The organism is Micrococcus sp. IITD107, assembly GCF_041927415.1.
In the GTDB taxonomy this organism is placed as follows: domain Bacteria; phylum Actinomycetota; class Actinomycetes; order Actinomycetales; family Micrococcaceae; genus Citricoccus; species Citricoccus terreus.
In genome coordinates this window covers 1-17895 of sequence record NZ_JBHFFN010000002.1, presented here as the reverse complement: position 1 = coordinate 17895, position 17895 = coordinate 1, and the positions used below count along the sequence as shown (strand labels likewise).

The 17895-nt window shown below is 70.1% G+C and carries 20 protein-coding genes; 9 read left to right on the top strand and 11 right to left on the bottom strand.

Annotated features, from left to right (window positions below; translation table 11 throughout):
- Window positions 1–58 precede the first annotated feature (58 nt).
- Together ACEXHE_RS04420 and ACEXHE_RS04415 are read left to right on the top strand one after the other, a co-directional pair.
- Entirely contained in the window at window positions 59–838 is a 780-nt protein-coding gene (locus ACEXHE_RS04420; RefSeq protein WP_245760633.1) for an amino acid ABC transporter permease, read from the top strand.
- Between the two features lie 3 nt (window positions 839–841).
- Window positions 842–1720, top strand: a complete 879-nt coding sequence (locus ACEXHE_RS04415) for an amino acid ABC transporter ATP-binding protein (protein WP_374784875.1) — start codon at window positions 842–844, stop codon at window positions 1718–1720.
- Window positions 1721–1791: 71 nt separating this feature from the next.
- Here ACEXHE_RS04415 and ACEXHE_RS04410 read toward each other — a convergent pair whose 3' ends face one another.
- Window positions 1792–2676 (bottom strand): hypothetical protein, encoded by an 885-nt coding sequence (locus ACEXHE_RS04410; RefSeq protein ID WP_374784874.1) that lies wholly within the window; start codon window positions 2674–2676, stop codon window positions 1792–1794.
- Window positions 2677–2764: 88 nt separating this feature from the next.
- Between ACEXHE_RS04410 and ACEXHE_RS04405 the strand changes: the two genes are divergently transcribed.
- Window positions 2765–3976, top strand: coding sequence for a YihY/virulence factor BrkB family protein (locus ACEXHE_RS04405; RefSeq protein WP_374784873.1), 1212 nt, complete (start codon window positions 2765–2767; stop codon window positions 3974–3976).
- On the opposite strand, the gene ACEXHE_RS04400 is transcribed toward ACEXHE_RS04405, so the two are convergent.
- A complete protein-coding gene (locus tag ACEXHE_RS04400) occupies window positions 3934–4536 on the bottom strand; it encodes an SRPBCC domain-containing protein (protein WP_374784872.1) in 603 nt (200 codons plus the stop codon). The genes ACEXHE_RS04405 and ACEXHE_RS04400 overlap by 43 nt on opposite strands.
- Window positions 4537–4801: 265 nt before the next feature.
- On the opposite strand from ACEXHE_RS04400, the gene ACEXHE_RS04395 reads away from it, so the two are divergent.
- On the top strand, window positions 4802–5752 hold the full coding sequence (locus ACEXHE_RS04395) for a DUF559 domain-containing protein (RefSeq protein ID WP_374784871.1): 951 nt from the start codon (window positions 4802–4804) through the stop codon (window positions 5750–5752).
- Window positions 5753–5938: 186 nt separating this feature from the next.
- The gene (locus ACEXHE_RS04390) at window positions 5939–6532 is read left to right on the top strand and encodes a sugar O-acetyltransferase (RefSeq protein WP_374785238.1); all 594 of its coding nucleotides are present in this window, start codon (window positions 5939–5941) and stop codon (window positions 6530–6532) included.
- A 13-nt stretch (window positions 6533–6545) separates the two neighbouring features.
- Here the strand turns inward: ACEXHE_RS04390 and ACEXHE_RS04385 are convergent, their stop codons facing one another.
- Together ACEXHE_RS04385 and ACEXHE_RS04380 are read right to left on the bottom strand one after the other, a co-directional pair.
- The gene (locus tag ACEXHE_RS04385) at window positions 6546–6800 is read right to left on the bottom strand and encodes a M23 family metallopeptidase (protein ID WP_374784870.1); all 255 of its coding nucleotides are present in this window, start codon (window positions 6798–6800) and stop codon (window positions 6546–6548) included.
- On the bottom strand, window positions 6797–7150 hold the full coding sequence (locus tag ACEXHE_RS04380) for a hypothetical protein (RefSeq protein WP_374784869.1): 354 nt from the start codon (window positions 7148–7150) through the stop codon (window positions 6797–6799). The genes ACEXHE_RS04385 and ACEXHE_RS04380 overlap by 4 nt, the downstream gene beginning before the upstream one ends.
- 29 nt (window positions 7151–7179) lie before the next feature.
- Between ACEXHE_RS04380 and ACEXHE_RS04375 the strand changes: the two genes are divergently transcribed.
- A complete protein-coding gene (locus ACEXHE_RS04375) occupies window positions 7180–8034 on the top strand; it encodes a spermidine synthase (protein WP_374784868.1) in 855 nt (284 codons plus the stop codon).
- 173 nt (window positions 8035–8207) lie between these two features.
- Here the strand turns inward: ACEXHE_RS04375 and ACEXHE_RS04370 are convergent, their stop codons facing one another.
- The 5 genes from ACEXHE_RS04370 to ACEXHE_RS04350 form a co-directional block, all read right to left on the bottom strand.
- The gene (locus ACEXHE_RS04370) at window positions 8208–8768 is read right to left on the bottom strand and encodes a hypothetical protein (RefSeq protein WP_091695882.1); all 561 of its coding nucleotides are present in this window, start codon (window positions 8766–8768) and stop codon (window positions 8208–8210) included.
- A gap of 78 nt (window positions 8769–8846) precedes the next feature.
- Entirely contained in the window at window positions 8847–9590 is a 744-nt protein-coding gene (locus tag ACEXHE_RS04365; RefSeq protein ID WP_374784867.1) for a TSUP family transporter, read from the bottom strand.
- A gap of 44 nt (window positions 9591–9634) precedes the next feature.
- Complete coding sequence (locus ACEXHE_RS04360) at window positions 9635–10186, bottom strand: VOC family protein (protein WP_091695878.1); 552 nt, start codon at window positions 10184–10186, stop codon at window positions 9635–9637.
- A gap of 30 nt (window positions 10187–10216) precedes the next feature.
- A complete protein-coding gene (locus ACEXHE_RS04355) occupies window positions 10217–10633 on the bottom strand; it encodes a VOC family protein (RefSeq protein WP_374784866.1) in 417 nt (138 codons plus the stop codon).
- Between the two features lie 69 nt (window positions 10634–10702).
- Complete coding sequence (locus ACEXHE_RS04350; RefSeq protein WP_374784865.1) at window positions 10703–12364, bottom strand: alpha/beta-hydrolase family protein; 1662 nt, start codon at window positions 12362–12364, stop codon at window positions 10703–10705.
- A gap of 184 nt (window positions 12365–12548) precedes the next feature.
- Here ACEXHE_RS04350 and ACEXHE_RS04345 point away from each other — a divergent pair, with 184 nt between their 5' ends.
- Complete coding sequence (locus tag ACEXHE_RS04345; RefSeq protein ID WP_091695872.1) at window positions 12549–13424, top strand: DedA family protein; 876 nt, start codon at window positions 12549–12551, stop codon at window positions 13422–13424.
- 38 nt (window positions 13425–13462) lie between these two features.
- On the opposite strand, the gene ACEXHE_RS04340 is transcribed toward ACEXHE_RS04345, so the two are convergent.
- Window positions 13463–13912, bottom strand: a complete 450-nt coding sequence (locus tag ACEXHE_RS04340) for a YccF domain-containing protein (RefSeq protein WP_374785237.1) — start codon at window positions 13910–13912, stop codon at window positions 13463–13465.
- 299 nt (window positions 13913–14211) lie between these two features.
- Here ACEXHE_RS04340 and ACEXHE_RS04335 point away from each other — a divergent pair, with 299 nt between their 5' ends.
- Both ACEXHE_RS04335 and trmB read left to right on the top strand, forming a co-directional pair.
- Complete coding sequence (locus ACEXHE_RS04335; RefSeq protein ID WP_374784864.1) at window positions 14212–16317, top strand: penicillin-binding transpeptidase domain-containing protein; 2106 nt, start codon at window positions 14212–14214, stop codon at window positions 16315–16317.
- A 99-nt stretch (window positions 16318–16416) separates the two neighbouring features.
- Window positions 16417–17370: a tRNA (guanosine(46)-N7)-methyltransferase TrmB gene (gene trmB, locus ACEXHE_RS04330; protein ID WP_374784863.1), complete on the top strand. Its 954-nt coding sequence runs from the start codon at window positions 16417–16419 to the stop codon at window positions 17368–17370.
- 41 nt (window positions 17371–17411) lie between these two features.
- Here trmB and ACEXHE_RS04325 read toward each other — a convergent pair.
- A partial coding sequence (locus ACEXHE_RS04325; RefSeq protein WP_374784862.1) for an HNH endonuclease signature motif containing protein occupies window positions 17412–17895 on the bottom strand: 484 nt, incomplete at its 5' end.

Sequence of the window (17895 nt, the reverse complement as noted above, 5' to 3'; positions counted from 1 at the left end):
ACCGGCCGAGGCCAGCGCCACCCGACCCCGTCCCGGACGGGCCAAGCGCCGCCAGCAGATCTCCATCGGCATCCAGGCCGCCGTGTTCGTGGCCGTGATCGCCGCGATCCTGCTGGCCATGGACTGGGAGACCCTGGGCACCTCCGTCTTCAACTTCGCCGCGATCGGCCCGATGTTCCCGGACGTGATCCTGGTCGGGCTGGGCAACACCCTGCTGTACACGGTCACCTCGTTCATCGTGGGCCTGATCGGCGGCATCGTCCTGGCCCTGATGCGGATGAGCTCCTTCGCCCCCTACCGGTGGATCGCCACCGCCTACACCGAGTTCTTCCGCGGCGTGCCCGCCCTGTTGGTGTTCATCGCCTTCGGGTACGGGGTGCCGATCGCCTTCGGCGTGCAGTGGCCCATCCCGGTGGTGGTGATGGCTGCGCTGGGCATGGTCTCGGCCGCCTACATCTCCGAGACCCTGCGCGCCGGGCTGCAGGCCGTGCCCATGGGCCAGTACGAAGCCGCACGCTCCCTGGGCATGCCCGGCTGGCGGGCCATGCTGACCATCGTCATCCCGCAGGCCTTCCGCCTGGTCCTGCCCCCGCTGACCAACGAGGTCATCCTGCTCACCAAGGACTCCTCCCTGGTCTACGTGCTGGGACTGGCCGCGCACGAGTATGAGCTGACCAAGTTCGGCCGCGACGGCATCACCGCGCTCGGCGCCGGACTGACCCCCGTGCTGGTGGCCGGCCTGATGTACCTGATCATCACCGTGCCGCTCTCCCTGCTGGCCCGCCGCTTCGAGTCCCGGTCCGCCCGGCCCTCCCGAGCCACCCGAAAGGACGCGTGAGCCATGAGCACCACTCCTGAGAGCACTCCGGGCACCCCCGGCACGCCCGAGCAGCAGGTCCCCGTCCGCCCCCAGACCGGCACCGACGCCGCCGCCTCCCCCGCTGAGGCGGAGGCCAAGGCGACCTTCGAGGCCACCGGCGTGGACGTCGTCGGGCTCAACAAGTCCTTCGGGGACAACCACGTGCTGCGCGGGATCGACCTTCAGGTGGCCCCCGGCGAGGTGGTCTGCCTGATCGGGCCGTCCGGCTCCGGCAAGTCCACCCTGCTGCGCTGCGTGAACCTGCTGGAGGTGCCCGACTCCGGCACCGTCACCGTGGGCGGGTTCGAGGTCACCGACCCGGACGTGGACCTGGACACCATGCGCCGCCACGTGGGCATGGTCTTCCAGCAGTTCAACCTGTTCCCGCACCTGACCGTGCTGGAGAACTGCACCATCGCCCAGCGCAAGGTCCTCAAGCGCTCGCAGGCCGAGGCCGAACAGGTGGCCCGGACCAACCTGGAGCGCGTGGGGCTCTCCGAGATGGAGACCCGCTATCCGGACCAGCTCTCCGGCGGTCAGCAGCAGCGCGTGGCGATCGCCCGGGCGCTGTCCATGGACCCGCAGCTGATGCTCTTCGACGAGCCGACCTCAGCTCTGGACCCCGAGACCGTGGGCGAGGTGCTCTCCGTGATGCGCCGCCTGGCCAAGGTGGGCATGACCATGCTGGTGGTCACCCACGAAATGGGCTTCGCCCGCGAGGTGGCCGACCGCGTGGTCTTCATGGACGGCGGCGTGGTGGTGGAGGAGGGCCCGGCCGCTCAGGTGATCGGCGATCCCCAGCAGGAGCGGACCCAGGACTTCCTGGCGCGGGTGCTGCACCCCACGGACATCGACCTCTGAACAGGCCCTTCCCGACGACGGCCCCTCGCCTGACCGGTTCATCACCGGCCAGGCGCAGGGCCGTCTTGGTCTCAGGAGTCCAGCTGCTCCAGGGCCTGGTCGAACCGCTCCCCCTGAGCGGTCAGGATGGACTGGGCGTCCTCCAGATCTGCCACGGACAGCACCGCATACAGGTGGTTGCGTCCCTCGGAGCGTCCACCGATCACGATGGTCTGCTCCTGTCCGTCGGGGGCCTCGATGCGCAGCTCCATGGCGTGCACGTCCTCGGCGCCGGAGCCGAGCTCCACGGGTGAGAACGTGGCGGTGGCACCGGTGCCCTCATCGCCCTGCAGGGTGCCGCAGGCCTCGGGGATCTCCGAGTAGACGGACATGGCGTCCATGGCGCTCTGGGTGGTCACGGCCATGAACTGCACGGTGGCCGCCTCGGAGTCGCCGCTCGGCTGCAGGTCCGTGGTGTAGGTCGAGGCCACAGCGGAGGACTTCGGGGCCTCGAACGAGTTGACCTTCTCCAGGGCGGTGGCGCACTCCCCCTCCGGCGTGAACCCGTTGAGGTTGACGTACATGGTGAACGGCGCCGACTCCACCCGGGTGTCCTCACGGGTCACCGAGTCCGCCACCGGGAAGCTCTCCTCGTCCAGCAGGGCCTCGCCGAGCTGGTCCAGGCTCATCACACCGGCCGCCTGACCGGATCCGGTGGAGGACTCCGAGGGCGAGGCCGACGCGGACGGTGACTCGGAGTCGGCGGTCGGGGACGTGGAGGACTCGCTGGGCGAGCCGCTGGGGGAGGTGCCCTCCGCGGCCGAGGTGGTGGCCGTCGTCGGGCTCTGCGAGGACTCCTCTCCGGAGGTGACCGTGCAGGCGGTCAGGCCCCAGGCAGCGAGCGCGGCGACCAGTCCCAGGGAGGCGGTCCTTCCGATGCGGGCGGAGCGGGTGCGGTGGCTGGTGCGGATGGACATGTGTTCCCCTTCGACTGGTCCGTTCTCGTCCGTCCATCCTGGCACTTCGATCACGGTGCCGCACGCAGGACCCGGCTACCCTCGAAGCATGCCCAGCCGCCTGTTCCGCCGCGAGCGCCCCGCCCGCACCTACCGCGAACCTCGGGTGTCCCTGGCCTACGTGATCCGGCGGACCGTCATGCGCCTGGTGGACCTGCAGGTGTGGGACGTGGCGGCGTCGATGACCTTCTACTCCATGCTCTCCCTGCTGCCGGCCCTGGTGGCGATGGTGTCCATGGTCTCCCTGGTGGGCATGGCCGACGAGACCGTCCACACCGGCGCGCAGCTGATCCACGAGCTGATCCCCGGCGTGGACCCGCAGGTGGCAGCCGGTGCGCTGCTCGCCCTGGCCAACACCTCCGGCGGCGTGCTCGGCGTGGTGCTGGGCCTGGTGGGCGCACTGATCTCCGCGTCCAACGCCGTGGCCTCGTTCCACCGGGCCATGCACCGCATCCACGACACCCGCGAGGGACGGCAGTTCCTGTGGTTCCGCACCGTGGTGGCGCTGGAGACCCTGGTGCTGATGCTCGGCATGATCGCCACCCTGACGCTGGTGGTGATCGGCGGCGAGTTCTCCGAACGGCTGGGACGTGTGCTGGGGTTCACCGCCGAGTCCGTGGCCACGTGGAACGCGCTGAAGTGGCCGGTGATCCTGGCGATCCTGATCTTCACGGTCTCCTTGGCGTACTACCGTGGGCCGAACGTGAAGCTGCCGCACTACCGGCTGATGACCGCCGGGGGTGTGGTGACCGTGGTCCTGCTGTTCGCCGCCACGGTCATCCTGGGCTGGCTGGCGGAGTCCTTCGGGGCGTTCGACCGCGTACTGGGGACGCTGAACGGCGTGATCACGGTGCTGGTGCTCGTGTGGGCAGGGTTCATCGTGCTGGTGGCCGGCGCCGCGTTCGACGCCGAGCTGCTGCGCGCCCGTCAGCTCGCCGCCGGGCTGCCCGCCTGGGACGTGCTGCAGCTGCGGACCCGGCACACCGGGGTGCTGAAGTTCCTGGATGAGCAGACCGTGGCCGCCCGCACCACCGCCCGGACGGTGGCCGAGGCCGCCCGTGAGGACGCCCCCGTCACCCGTCCGCGCACGCCCTGGCTGGCTGAGGCGGACTCGCTGTGGGCGATCGACGCCCTGGACGACGACGTCTCCACCGGCACCCCGTTCATGCCCCGCTCCCTGCTGGGACCGGAGGACGATGCCGGGTCCACAGCGGAGGGTCAGACGGAGGAGTCTGCCCGGCCGGGCGAGCCCACCACGTAGTGCTCACGCTGGTGCGGCCAGTACGCCTCCCACACCACGGATTCCACATCGCGCCCGTCCAGGGACGCCGCCAGGCGGTCCAGATAGTACTCCCACCCCGGACCCACATCTGCCGCCATGCCCTCGAACCCGCCCAGTGGCTGCTGGAAGGTCAGGTGAGTGCCGCCGTCGGGACGCTCTGCCAGCCCCAGGTCCAGCTGCCATGCGTTGCCCTCCGGGTCCGCCAGCGTCACCTCGAGCGCGTGCCCGCGCTCGCAGCGGCGGATGCGGCACTCGCCGGGGCTGTCCGGTGCCTCCACCATGGCCAGCTGTACGCTTCCCGACGACGGCTCTCCCGTCCAGGTGCCATACCAGCCACCCAGCAGGGTCGGGTCCGTCAGGTGGTCCCAGACCACGGTGGGCGGATGCTGCAGTTCGCGCGCCAGGTGGAGCAGGGGCCCGGCCTTCGTGGTCTCGACGCTGCCGGTCGGTGTGCGCGGCTCCGGGGCCAGTGTGCTGGCGTCTGAATCGGTGTCCGGGGTGCCGGCGACGTGGTCCGGGGTGCCATGATCGGTGTCCATCCCCGCATTCTCCCCCGCCCCAGCGTTCCGCGGCCAGATGCTCCCCCGGCGCAGACACCTGATGCGGGTTCCTCGCCCCACGTCCACCGTGTGGCTTGACATCACAGGTCCTTCGGTCTGCCACCGCGGATTTCAAGCCACACTCTCCACGAGGATGCCCTGGAGACCTCCCGTCGTTCCTCCACAGGTGCTCCAGAGCAGCCGCCTCTCCACAGCTGCCCCCTGCAGGTCGTCCCGGCGAACCTCCACCCGGCACGGTGAGTCCATGACTGCTCGCAGACCTCTGCCTCCCATCATCCGGCGCGCCCACGTCACGCGTGCCGCGGCCCGAGCCGCTGACGTCTCGGATGAACGCCTCCAGAGGTCGGATCTGCGGCGCGTCTCTCACGGCCTGTATCGGTCCTCCCTGTTCCCGGAGATGCCGTGGTCCTATCTGCGTCTCGACGAACCGCCTCACGGGCTGGACACCGCATCGCTGGCCGCCCTCACCCAGGTCTGCGGAGGCTTCGTCTCCCACACCACCGCCGCGCATCTCTATGGAGTGCCCTTGCCCCCAGCCCTGGCCGGCGACCCGCGAGTTCATCTCACCGGCCCAGACCAGCGTCGCCGGGCCCAGCGCGCGGGAGTCGTCGGCCACCGCCGTCCACTGCCTGAGCGACATCGCAGCGTCCGCTTCGACGTTCCCGCGGTCACACCGGAGCGGGCGTGGTTGGATCTGGCGGCGATGATGGACGACGAGCAGCTGATCGATCTGGTGGCGGCCGGTGACCATCTTGTGCATTCCCCCTGGGTCAACGGAATCAGGCACTCCCCTCTGACCACACCGGCACGACTCGACCAGGAGCTCTCGACCATCGGCACCTTCAAGGGCGTCCGGCTGGCCCGAGCGGCACTGGGCCTGATCCGAGTCGGCGCCGATTCATCCCCGGAGACGGCGCTGCGGCTCGCTCTCGTGGGCGCGGGACTCCCAGAGCCGGAGCTGCAGGTCTCGCCCGCACCGGGGGCGCCGTTCACCGCAGACCTCGCCTATCCACAGTGGAGAATCGCGTTGCAGTACGACGGCGGCCACCACCTGACTCGCGCACAGCAGGCCATTGACGCTCGACGGGACGCGTGGTTCCAGAGCCACGGGTGGCGGGTGATCCGTGTGACGCATGAGGACTTGAACAACGGGTTCGTCAGAGTCATCGCACTGGTCCAGCAGCTGTTCTCGTGACCGCCGAGGACAACGTGTGGCTGAGAATCCGTGATGACGGTGGTCCTCGACCGCGGAATCCCAGCCACACGCTGTGAACGAGGCCCGAACGCTCCGTAGGGTGGGACCATGAGCCCCCTGACTGGCACCGACGCCGCCGGCACACCCCCCACCCCCACGAACCCCTACCGTCCCAATGGCCGGTCCATGCGTGAGCGGATGGAGGCCGGAGAGGCGTACATCGCCCTGGATCCGGAGCTCGGTGAGCTCTCCACGCGCGCCCAGCTGCTGACCGAGCGGTACAACGCCAGCTCCATCACGGACCGTGCCGAGCGCCGCCGCATCCTCCAGGAGCTGCTCGGCCACGCCGGCGAGGACATCGAGATCCGTCCCCCGTTCCACGTGGACTACGGCCGGTACATCAGCATTGGCGCGCGCACCTTCGCCAACTTCGGCTTCACGGTGCTGGACATCGCCCCGGTGCGGATCGGAGCGGACTGCCAGTTCGGCCCGCACGTGCAGCTGCTCACCGCCACCCACCCGCTCGAGGCCGGCCCCCGCCGGGACAAGTGGGAGGGCAGCGCCCCCATCACCATCGAGGACAACGTCTGGCTCGGCGGCGGGGCGATCGTCGGCCCTGGCGTCACCATCGGTGAGAATTCCGTGATCGGCGCGGGGGCCGTCGTCGTGAAGGACATCCCGGCCGACAGCGTGGCTGCCGGCGTGCCTGCGAAGGTGATCAAGGACCTTCCGGCAGATCCCGACGACGGCTGGTCCACGCCCGCAGAGATCGGCGGCTGAGCGCCGCCTCGGGTCAGGGGACGTGGACGATCTGCCCGTTGCGCGGCACTGACCCCTGGAGGGTGAACGGCACGGCCGCAGCCGCGGCAGGGTCAGGGGCGTCCTGGGCCTGCAGGTGCAGGTGCGGCTCGGTGCTGTTGCCGGAGTTCCCGCAGGCACCCACCGGCTGACCGGTCCGGACGATCTCCCCCACCGACACCTGGACGCTGCCCCGCTGCAGGTGGCACAGTGCCACGAACGTGCCGCGCTCGGACACCCGGATGATCACGTGGTTCCCGGCCAGCCCGGCCCAGCCGTCAGCCAGTCGGCGTCGCTCAGGGAGGGCAGCCCGCGGTGGGCATGGTGGTCCGGCACGGAGTCATGCGCGGAGACCACTGTCCCGGCAACCGGGGCCAGGATCGGCGCGCCGAAGCCCGGGAAGGACTCCGGCGGTTCGGTGCGGACCAGAGACCGCAGCCGCACCGGAGCCGTGCGGCCCTGCTCATCCACCCGGACGAAGTCGAAGGCATGTGCCGTGGCGAACAGCTCCGTGCCGTGGCTGGGAACCCGGTTCGCCGGACTGTTCTGCACCAGCCAGCGGCCCGTGAAGGGGTAGTGGATCTCCAGAGCGGTGCTCACGCGGCTCAGCGTAACGGGAGAATGGACCCATGGTCTGCCCTCCATCTCCTCCGCCGCCCGCCGCCCCCTCACCCTCCGGCCGCACCGTGCAGCTCAGCGTGTCCGGACAGCAGGCGCGGATCGTCCCGGATGAGCATGACGACGGCTGGGTGCTGGAGATCGGGGGGATGATCCAGTCCCACGTGGACCTGGCCGAGCCCACCCGGATCCGGTACGAGTACCTGGCTCGGATGGCGGCGCTGCTCGACCCCTCGTTCCCACTGGGCGAGCCGATCAGCGTCCTGCACCTGGGGGCCGGGGCGCTCACGCTTCCCCGGTATGTGCAGGCCACGCGACCGGGGTCGGACCAGGTGACGGTGGAGCTGGAACGCGAGCTGCCGTCCCTGGTGATCACCGAGCTGCCGCTGCCGGAGGGGACGGAGTTGGAGGTGGTGATCGGGGACGCGCGTGCCGAACTCGCCGTTTTGAGCCCCCGCCTGTTCGACGCCGTGGTGCTGGACATCTACACCGGCGAGGGTGAGGTGGAGCATCTGACCGGGACGGACTTCTACGCCGAGCTGCTGGGTGCCCTGACCGAGCGAGGGCTGCTGCTGGTCAACGTGGGTGACGACAACGGCCACCGGTTCTACGCCAGGCAGGCCGCCGGCCTGGAACAGGCTGCCGCGGGTGCGGGGCTCAGCGGCGCGTGGACGCTGGCCGACGCGAACCTGATCGAGCGGCGCGAGGCCGGGAATCTGGTGCTCGCCGCCGGCCCCGCGCTGGCGCCCGCACACACCGAGCAGCTGAACGACCTGCGCGCGGACCTGCTGGGCGCTGGCCCCCACCCCGCAGCGGTGCTGACCCCGGACCAGACCGCACGGCTGGCCTCCCAGATCTCCGGCTGACAGGCTCCCCGCCTCCCGCTCCCCGCCTCGCGCTCCACACGGTTCCGAGCCCCCGCGCACCGCTCGGCTCCCCCGCTCCCCCGGGCCCGTCTGCGGGAACGACTGAGGCCACGCGGCAGGAGCACCTGCGGCGTGGCCTCAGTGGGTGTCAGGCGGTCAGTGCCTGAGCGGGATCAGATCTGCTTGCGCAGCTCCGCCAGGTCGTGACGAGCGGCACGCAAAGCCTCGATCTGCTCGTCGCGGGCCTTGTTGATGGCCTCGACCTTGGAGTCCTTGGCCTTGCCGATGCGCTTGGCACGGCGGGCGGCGGCGGCGTTCTTGCGGGCGGTGCGGTTCACGGCGCCGTCGGCCATCAGGGCCAGGCCCATGCCGGCCATCCAGACGTCCTTGGCCACGGCGGTGCCCTCCTGGGTGGGACGGATGCCGTCCTCCTGGGTCATGCCCTCGGTGTTCTTGTACATCGCCAGAAGTCCGCCGGAGAAGGCGGTCAGGGCGGCGCCGGCCAGCCAGCCGGGAACGAACGGAGCCAGCAGGGCCGCACCCACACCGATCTCCGAGGCCACGATGAACTGCTTGAACTGGGCCGGGCTCAGGTCCTTCAGCATGGGGATGCCGTTGGCGGCCATGTCCCGCATGCCCTCAGCCTGCTCCTCGGAGATCTTGGTCTTGCCGATGCCGGAGTTCAGGATGAAGGCGCCTGAGGTCAGGCGCAGGGGGATCTGGACAATGCTCATGGGGGTGTCCTTCCGATGGGTCGGTGTGGTTCCGTCCTTCAGCCTATCGCCAATCCCGTGCGGCGTGTCACGGCTGGATCAGAGCGTGAGTCCGCGCACCACAGTCAGAGCGGCACCGGCTCCGGCCAGGATCACGGCCACCCATCGGGCCCGCACGGCACTGACCCGTGTCGAGAGGATGGTTCCGGCCAGCACCCCGAGCACGATCCCGGCGGCGAGCAGCCCGAAGAACCACAGCGGCGGCAGCTGCTCCACCGAGGCGGTCCCCATGCCCAGCTTGGTGGCCACGGACAGCGCCCCAAAGGTGAGGAACACCGGCTGCAGGGTGGCCGCGAACCGCGCCTGCTCCCAGCGCGAGACAGTGGCGTAGATGACCATGGCCGGCATCGCCACCCCCGCGACGGTGTTCAGGAACCCGCCCACGGTCCCAGCGGCCACTGCCGGCGCGGGCCCGGTCAGATGGGGCACGCGCGGCAGGGCGAAGGTCATCACCAGGGCCACCAGCACGACGACGCCCACCACCACCTGCAGGACGGCTGCGGGCAGCGCCCCCACCAGCAGCGCTCCGGCCACGGAGCCGAGCAGCCCGATGGGTGCGATCTGCCAGAAGCGGTGCCAGTCGATGTTCCGCCAGACCACGGACATGATCAGGGCGGCGGAGACGATGGTGGTCGCGTTGGTGAGCAGCACCCCGGAGACGGGGCCGAAGATCAGCACCATCACGGGGGTCACCACGAGTCCGACGCCGGCTCCGGACACACGCTGCAGGCACGCCCCGACCATGCAGGCGGCGAGCGCGGCGAGGGCCATCCAGGGTTCCATGAGCCCTCAGCGTACGCCGGGGCAGGATCCCCTGAGGTACTGCGTCAGCCGCGCGCGGCGGCCTCCAGGGGCGCCAGGTCCAGCTTGACCATGGACATCATCTGCCGTTGCACCCGCCCGGCCGCCTCACGGTCGGCACCGGACATCAGCTTCATCAGCAGCCGGGGCACCACCTGCCAGCTCACGCCGAACCGGTCCTTCAGCCAACCGCACATGACCTCCTCGCCGCCCGCGGTGAGCCGATCCCAGAAGTGGTCCACCTCGGCCTGATCCTCACAGATCACCTGGAAGGAGGTGGCATCGGTGAAGGTCCGCCCGGAGCGGTTGTCGTCCATCGCGATGAACGGGCGGCCGTCCAGGGTGAACTCGACCATCAGCACCCGCCCCTGCTCGACGTGGACGTCGTCGCCCTCCCGGCGGATCTCAGCTCGGAACTCTCCGTCCCGGTCCACCAGGTCCAGAGGCGCCCGAGTGACAGTGCCCAGGGCGGTGTCCCGTCGGAAGGGCGCGAAGGTGTCCACGTAGTGGGTCGCAGCCGCCTCTGCCTGTTCACCGGGAAACCAGAGACAGGTCAGAAGTCGGTCCTCGGTGTTCATGGGGTGCTCCGATCAGTCGCGTCAGTCATGTCAGTCACGCGGGGAGAGTAGACAGAACTCGTTGCCCTCGGGGTCGGCCAGCACGGTCCAGGTGACGGCGTCCGGCCCGGATTCGATCTGGCCCACATCCACGTGGCGCGCACCGAGGTCAACCAGCCTCTGGACCTCGGCGGCGTGGTCCGAGTCCCGGTCCGGTGCCAGGTCCAGGTGGATCCGGTTCTTCACGGTCTTGCCCTCCGGGACGGGCACGAACACCCACCCCTGAGCACGGTCGGCGAACGGGGTGGAGGACGGGTCCTGTTCCTGCTGGACGGCGATCGGCGGCACGATCACCACCTCGTCGTCTGATTCGTAGACGATCTCCCAGGAGAGCACCCGAGCCCACCATCGAGCCTGGGCGGCCACGTCCTGGGAGTCGATCACCACGGAGTACCAGCGGATAGCCATGCGGCGAAGCTACGCCTGGCGACCCCGCCGGGCAAGACATCCGGTTCGCCAGTGGGTGAGACCCGGCGCTCACCCCTCGCTGGGCACGATCAGTCGACGGATCGCCTGTACGATCCTCGAGCGGTCCTCCAGCGGATCCAGCCCCAGCACCGCGGCCCAGTACGGGACCATCTCCTCCAGATACCGATGACCGTGTCCCCCGGGGACGGTGGCTGATCGCGGCATGTCCGAGGCGACCTGCCAGAACGTCACCCAGGGCATCCACCGCACTGACCGGGAGACGTCGGATCCGGCCTGCTCGCGCGCCCACTCCGGCTCCCGCCACATCAGCTCCGGGCTCCACCACACCACGGGGTCGGAGGGGTGCTGGGCCACCACCACGCGCGGGTGGTGCCATTCCCCGTAGTCCACCCCGGTGATGTCGGTGACCAGGTCGCGGGGGCGAGAGACGAACCGGACGTGCCGGCCGTCGTCGACCACGGGGAGGATCTCCGGGGTGCCCAGGCGCCGCCGGGACACCAGCTGCCGCCAGAACGCGGAGATCCGCGGCATCCCCGTCCAGACAGCACCGTCTACCCGCTCGAGCATGTCCTGCAGCCCGTCGAACGCGGACGTCCCACCCAGCGCCCCCAGGGACTCCCCGCCCACCAGGAGCATCGGGCGACGGTCGGCCGGACGTGTGGCCAGCTCGGCCTCCACCGCGTGCAGCAGCGCCTCCCCCGCAGCCGTGGGTGTGGCGCGGTCCACCACCATGGCCACGCCCGAGGGCAGATAGGTGTACTGCATGGCCGCGAGCGCGCAGTTCCCACCGGTGAGGAACTCCACCGCCGAGGCCGACCACTCCTGCAGCCACCCGGTCCCGGTGGTGTTGATGACCAGCAGCACCTTCCGTTCGAACCCGCCGGTGCGCCGCAGCTCGGCCACCACGGCCTGGGCGGTGGCCTCCAGGTCTCGGTCCTCGCGCCAGCCGGCGTAGGCGCGGATCGGCGTCAGCCCGGGCTCCCCGGTGGCGCCCTCGATGTCCACCGCGCGCGGGCCGTCCGAGACCACGGCCTGCCCTTTGGACCCCAGCGTGTCCCACGGCTCCAGGGACGCCGGCGATCCGGATCGCTCCGGCTCGGTGGGCTGGAAGCGCCCGGGCAGCAGCAGGTCATTGGTCTCGTGGGCGGCCCGGGAGACGCGCTCCAGCAGGCGCCGGTAGACCACCTTGTCCAGCACCAGGGTGGTGGCAGCACCCGCGACGACGGCTCCAGCCAGTGCCGCTGCCGGTTCCGGGAGCGCGGGCCGCAGGACGCGAGAGACAGCCTGACCGCCTGCCGTGAGCGCGCGGCCAGCCTGGATCAGCGAGGCGCCCAGGGCCGCACCCATGACGGTGCCGTAGGCGTGCTCCTTCAACGGGATGGGTCGGGTCTCCATCAGTCCGCAGATCTCTGCCTGGCGGTTCACCGACCGCAGCCAGGCCACGGCGCTGATGCCGGCCATCGCCCAGGGGACCCGTTCGCGCACCGGCTGCAATCTCGCCGGGTCCACGGCGATCTCCGCACCGGTCAGCCGGACGGCGGATCGGGCCAGTCCATGCCCGGCCGCGCCCACCAGGTACCCGAACGCCTGCGAGAAGCCCGTGGAGACCGCCGTCATCCACCAGGTCCGCGGGATGAAGCTCGGGGACAGGGACACCCAGCTCATCACGTGCGCGCCGACCAGTCCGGCGGTGGACGGCTTGAGCCTCATGTCCTCCACTATGCCCGTACCCTGTGCAGCTTTCCACAGGGCAGCAGCCCAGGACACCCGCTCCTGACCTGCCACGGCTGCCCCACGCCGGCGGGCCCGTCCAGTTGGTTCTTCGCCGTGAGGTTCGGCACCCGTCTGCGTGCCCGTGTCCTTCCACCCCACACCGTGCGGAACAATGGGGGCCATGTCTTCCTCTGTCTCCCCGCTGTCCGCCCTGCCCGCCCCCGCTGAGGTGAGTGCCGTCGTCGGGAATCTCCCGGTGGCCACCGCCGCCCAGGACGGGGGCGAGGTCTCCTACGGCTGGCTCGGCGACATCGTGGTGCAGGTGATGGAGGCGATCGGTCCGATCGGCGTGGCGCTGGCGGTGTTCCTGGAGAACATCTTCCCGCCCATCCCCTCGGAGCTGATCCTGCCGCTGGCCGGGTTCACCGCCGCGAACGGCTCGTTCGGCCCGTGGGAGGCGGTGATCTGGGCGACCATCGGCTCCGTGGTGGGCGCGGTGGCGCTGTACGGCATCGGCGCGGCCCTGGGACGGCGGCGGATGTACCGGATCGCCGACTGGCTGCCGCTGGTGGACTTCGAGGACGTGGAGAAGACCGAGCGCTGGTTCCACAAGCACGGCTACTGGACCGTATTCCTGGGCCGCATGGTGCCGATCTTCCGCTCGCTGATCTCCATCCCGGCGGGCATCGAGCGCATGCACTTGGGCCTGTTCACCCTACTGACTCTGCTGGGCTCGGCCCTCTGGAACACGATTTTCGTCTGGGGCGGCTACCTGCTCGGCGAGTCCTGGCACCTGGTCTCGGACTACGCGGACGTGTTCTCCAATGTGGTGCTGGCCGCCGTGCTGCTGTTCCTGGCGTGGTGGATCATCGCTCGCGTGCTGCGCAACCGCCGCCGTGCCCACGACCCGAACTACGTGGCCCCGTCCGCCGATGAGGCCGCGGCCCGTGTGGACGCCCTGCTCAACGACGAGTCGCTGGACCTGCGCTCCAAGGGCAAGGGCAGCAAGGGGTCTCAGGGCGGGGCTGGCCAGTCCGGCGGCTCCACCCGCGCCTGAGGTCCGGGCTCAGGCCGGGTCCGACATCGGCATCAGTCTCAGCCCCGGTACGGTGCCACCGGGTAGCGGTGACCGTGTCCGGCGGGGGCGTACTGCGGCAGGGAGCCGGTCGAGCCGGAGTCCACGATCCGCTTGCCCAGCGGCATCAGGGACACCGGGATCATCTTCAGGTTGGCGATGGCCAGCGGGATGCCCACAATGCTCAGGAACATGGGGATGGCGGTCAGCACGTGGCCGATCGCGATCCAGATCCCGGCCACGATGAACCAGATGACGTTGCCCAGCACGGTGAACGGACCGGTGACCGGGCGCGCGTCCACCATCATGCGGCCGAACGGCCACAGCGCGTATCCGGCGATCCGGAAGGACGCGATGCCGAACGGGATGGTCACGATCAGCAGGCAGCACACCACCCCGGCCAGCATGTAGCCCAGCGCGAGCCAGAGCCCGCCGAAGAGCAGCCAGATGATGTTCAGGATCAGGCTCAGGACACTGCTCGCACCGTTCATGTCTCCATGCTCGCAGGCGCGGGTCAACCGGACCAGCCTCGCGGGTGTGGCTCCGCTCAGGGCGCAGGTCTCAGAACGGTACCGATCTGGTGACGATTGCCTGAACATCCCGACGACGGCCCCTCGCCCAGTGTTGTCAGGCGCACCATGGAGTTCGTGCCACCTGCCGTGCCCCGCCTGCTCAGCCCGGCCCACCCGGTCCAGGTCGACCACCAGGGTCCGCGCCGGTGGACCCGTACGCTGACACCACGCAGCACCATCCCCACCAGAGGACAGACATGGCGCCCACAACTCCCCCACAGCCCACCCGCTGCCAGGTCCTGCGGCGTGCCGCCACCGGGGTGCTGCTGTCCGGCGTCCTCGCCCTAACGGCCTGCCAGACGGACACCCGCCCGGATCCGCGTCTGACCGCCGAGCGGCTCGCCGCCGCCATCGACACCCGCGAGTTCTCGGACCTGCCACTGACCGACGGTTCCGCTCCCGTGGCAGAAGAACTGCCCACCGTCCTCGAGCCCCTGGGCGAGGCGCGCGGCCATGTTACGGTCAACGACGTCGCGGTGGACCGTGATGATGCGAACCGGGCCACCGCCGACCTCGACGTCGCCTGGGACCTCACAGAGCTGGGCGCCGAGGGCTCGGCCTGGACCTACCCCACCACCGCTGACCTAATCTGGGATGAGGACGCCCAGGCCTGGGAGTTGGATCTGCGCCCGGACGACGTCGTGGCAGGGCTCGCCCCGGGTGGCACCCTGGAGGCGGAGACCACGGTCGCCGATCGCGGGCGCATCCTGGACGGCGCCGGCGACCCGCTGATGATGGAGCGGGATGTGGTCCGGCTGGGTCTGGACAAGTCCCACATCACCCCGGACGAGGTCGAGTCCTCCGCGCGAGCTCTGGCGGCCATTGCCGAGATCGACCCCGACGCCTTCGCCGCCCGTGCGGCCTCTGCCGGCGAGCAGGCGTTCGTGGAGGCGATCACCCTGCGCGCGGACGGCTCGGTGAACCTGCCCACCTCCGCGGTCCAGCAGGTCCCGGGCGGCCGACTGATCGAGGACACCGCCGTGCTCGCTCCCACGCGCGCCTTCGCCCGCGGCGTGCTCGGCACCTACGGCGAGCCCACCGCCGAGCAGGTGGAGAACTCGGACGGACGGCTCACCGCCGGTCAGCCCGCCGGGCTCTCCGGACTGCAGGCCACCTGGGACGAGTACCTCGTCGGGACGCCTGGTCTGGACATCACGGTCCAGAACCCAGACGGCACCGCGCTTCTCGACGGCGGCTCCTCGCCCCAGACTTCCGGCAGCGCCTCCCCGGGGGCCTCGCCCAGCGCATCGGGCACTCCCGGTGAGGGGGCCACAGGTGGTGAGGGGCCGTCGTCGGGAAGCCCTGGATTCACGGTGGACCCCGTGCCTGGCCAGGACCTGACCACCACCTTGGACCGCAGACTGCAGGAGCTGGCCGAGCAGACCTTGGCCGATTCCGGGGTCCCCTCGGCTCTGGTTGCCGTGCGCCCCTCGGACGGGCATGTGCTGGCAGCGGCCGCCGGTCCGGAGGGAATGAGCACGCCGATCGGGACGTCCGGGAGGTATGCCCCGGGCTCCGTGTTCAAGGTGGTGACCGGCTTGGCCATGCTGCGCAACGGCATGACCCCGGACACCACGGTGCAGTGCCCGCCGACCATCAATGTGGGCGGCATGGAGATCAAGAACTTCGACGGCTACCCGGCCGCCTCGCTCGGAGCGATTCCTTTGAAGGAGGCGATGGCGCAGTCGTGCAACACGGTGTTCGTGGGGCAGTGGCAGGACATCTCCCCCGAGGATGAAGCCGCTGCCGGACGTGCCCTGGGGCTGACGCCGGAGCCGGTGGTGGGTCTGAACGGCGCATTCCTGGCCTCGATCCCGGAGGACTCCGAGGGCACGGAGCACGCCGCGAACCTGTTCGGCCAGGGCGTGGTGCAGGCCTCGCCTCTGGGCATGGCCACGATGGCAGCGTCCGTGGCGGCCGGTCACACCGTCCAGCCAGTGGTGGTCAGTCACCCGGAGATCGACCTCCCCACCGCGGCGGCCCCAGGGGACGGTGGCCTGACCGAGGAGGAGGCGGTCCAGCTGCGCGAGATGATGACCGGGACCGTCACCCACGGCACCGTGCCGATCCTGCAGGAGGTCCCGGGCGCCCCCGTGCTGGCCAAGACCGGCACCGCCCAGTTCGTCTCTGAGGGCGAGACCCTGGCACACACCTGGCTGGTGGCGATCCACGGCGACCTGGCTGTGGCCCTGTTCTTCAACGAGGGCTTCGGCGGCGCCCAGACCAATGGTCCGGTGATGCGCGACTTCCTCACCGCCGCCGAGGAGATCTTCCCCTCTGAACCGGCTCCAAAGTCCCGTTGACCCAGAACCAGTGGTGGGCATGCATGCTGATGCCCGCCACTGCTTCTGGCTCGGCGGCGAATCTGAACGCACGCTGCATCCACGTAGGCTGGACGCTTGATGAGCGAGCACGAACACGGTCACAACCCGAACCCCGATCCTGCCCTGTACCGCCGCGAGCCGGTGTCCTTCGTCCGCCGAGGCGATCGGATGACCACCCGCCGGCAGCTGAGCTGGGACCGCAGCCGCGCGGCATACATCCTGGACGTGCCCCGGCACCGTGCGGACACCTCGGTGGCCCCGGATGCCACGCTCACCCCGGACGATCTCGAGCGCATCTACGGCCGCACCGCTCCCCTGGTGGTGGACGTCGGTCCGGGGCTCGGAGAGTCGACCGTAGCTGGCGCCACCGCACACCCGGACTGGAACTTCCTGGCCGTGGAGGTCTACACCCCGGGCCTGGGCGCCCTGCTGGTGGAGATCGAGGACCAGGAGCTCTCCAACATCCGCGGCGTGCAGGCCAACGCTCCTGAGGTGCTGGAGCGGCTTCTGCCGCCGGCCTCCGTGCAGGAGATCTGGGTGTTCTTCCCGGATCCGTGGCACAAGACCAAGCACCACAAACGCCGGCTCATCTCCCCTGCTTTCGCCGACCGCGCTGCCCGCGCCCTGGTGCCCGGCGGCATTCTGCGCCTGGCCACGGACTGGTCGGGTTACGCCGTCCACATGCGCCAGGTCATGAAGGCCCACCCCGAGTTCACGAACCTGCACCCCGGACGAGCGGTCGGCGAGGAGTCGCCCCTGACACGAGTCCGGCTCGAGGAACGTGAACTGGAGGTCGGAGCCCAACCGCTGCGGAAGGCGAAGCCGAGCGCCGTCTCCCCGGACGGGACCCCCTTGCCGGCCCAGCCACGCGCTGGCCTGCGCGAGGCGGCGCAGGCCTCCACCCTGGAGGATCCCGTGGACCACGAGGGCGGCTGGGCACCCCGATTCGCCACCCGCCCGTTGACCAGCTTCGAGTCCAAAGCGGAACGGGCAGGGCGCCTGATCTTCGATCTCGCCTACCAGCGGAGCTGACCTCTCAGCCTCTCGCGTTCTCGACACAGCTGTCCCCTGGTTCATTGGTCGTGCCAGTGCAGGTTGCGTGCGGGGACGGGTTGGTGTTCCTGGGTCTGCTGTGACGCGCTGGTGTCCTGGACCAGCGGGATGCCGTTGTTCATCTGGATGGTGAGTTGGTCGTGGTGCAGGGCCTGGTGGTGGTGGGAGCACAGCAGGACCCCGTTCTCCACGGAGGTGGGCCCTTCGTGTTTCTTCCAGTACCGGATGTGGTGGATCTGGCACCAGGCTGCTGGGCTCCCGCAGCCGGGGGCGGCGCAGCCTTGGTCGCGGGCGATGATGGCCTTGCGGATCCCGGGCGGGAAGGGTCTTTGGGCTCGTCCGATGTCCAGCACGTCACCGGCACCTCCTAGGACGACGGGTATCAGGTCTGCATCACAGGCCCAGGCTCGGATGACCCGGGGGTCGATCGGCCCGGTGAATGTCCCGGCCGAGACGACCGGTCCGCGCAGCACCCCGGGTGGGTGTTGGTCTGACAGGTGCTCG

Bases quoted from the DNA above. Each gene is read 5' to 3' on its own strand.
- ACEXHE_RS04415 (WP_374784875.1), top strand. From the start codon at position 842: ATGAGCACCACTCCTGAGAGCACTCCGGGCACCCCCGGCACGCCCGAG.
- ACEXHE_RS04410 (WP_374784874.1), bottom strand. From the start codon at position 2,676: ATGTCCATCCGCACCAGCCACCGCACCCGCTCCGCCCGCATCGGAAGG.
- ACEXHE_RS04405 (WP_374784873.1), top strand. From the start codon at position 2,765: ATGCCCAGCCGCCTGTTCCGCCGCGAGCGCCCCGCCCGCACCTACCGC.
- ACEXHE_RS04400 (WP_374784872.1), bottom strand. From the start codon at position 4,536: ATGGACACCGATCATGGCACCCCGGACCACGTCGCCGGCACCCCGGAC.
- ACEXHE_RS04395 (WP_374784871.1), top strand. From the start codon at position 4,802: ATGACTGCTCGCAGACCTCTGCCTCCCATCATCCGGCGCGCCCACGTC.
- ACEXHE_RS04390 (WP_374785238.1), top strand. From the start codon at position 5,939: ATGCGTGAGCGGATGGAGGCCGGAGAGGCGTACATCGCCCTGGATCCG.
- ACEXHE_RS04375 (WP_374784868.1), top strand. From the start codon at position 7,180: ATGGTCTGCCCTCCATCTCCTCCGCCGCCCGCCGCCCCCTCACCCTCC.
- ACEXHE_RS04370 (WP_091695882.1), bottom strand. From the start codon at position 8,768: ATGAGCATTGTCCAGATCCCCCTGCGCCTGACCTCAGGCGCCTTCATC.
- ACEXHE_RS04365 (WP_374784867.1), bottom strand. From the start codon at position 9,590: ATGGAACCCTGGATGGCCCTCGCCGCGCTCGCCGCCTGCATGGTCGGG.
- ACEXHE_RS04360 (WP_091695878.1), bottom strand. From the start codon at position 10,186: ATGAACACCGAGGACCGACTTCTGACCTGTCTCTGGTTTCCCGGTGAA.
- ACEXHE_RS04355 (WP_374784866.1), bottom strand. From the start codon at position 10,633: ATGGCTATCCGCTGGTACTCCGTGGTGATCGACTCCCAGGACGTGGCC.
- ACEXHE_RS04350 (WP_374784865.1), bottom strand. From the start codon at position 12,364: ATGAGGCTCAAGCCGTCCACCGCCGGACTGGTCGGCGCGCACGTGATG.
- ACEXHE_RS04345 (WP_091695872.1), top strand. From the start codon at position 12,549: ATGTCTTCCTCTGTCTCCCCGCTGTCCGCCCTGCCCGCCCCCGCTGAG.
- ACEXHE_RS04335 (WP_374784864.1), top strand. From the start codon at position 14,212: ATGGCGCCCACAACTCCCCCACAGCCCACCCGCTGCCAGGTCCTGCGG.
- trmB (WP_374784863.1), top strand. From the start codon at position 16,417: ATGAGCGAGCACGAACACGGTCACAACCCGAACCCCGATCCTGCCCTG.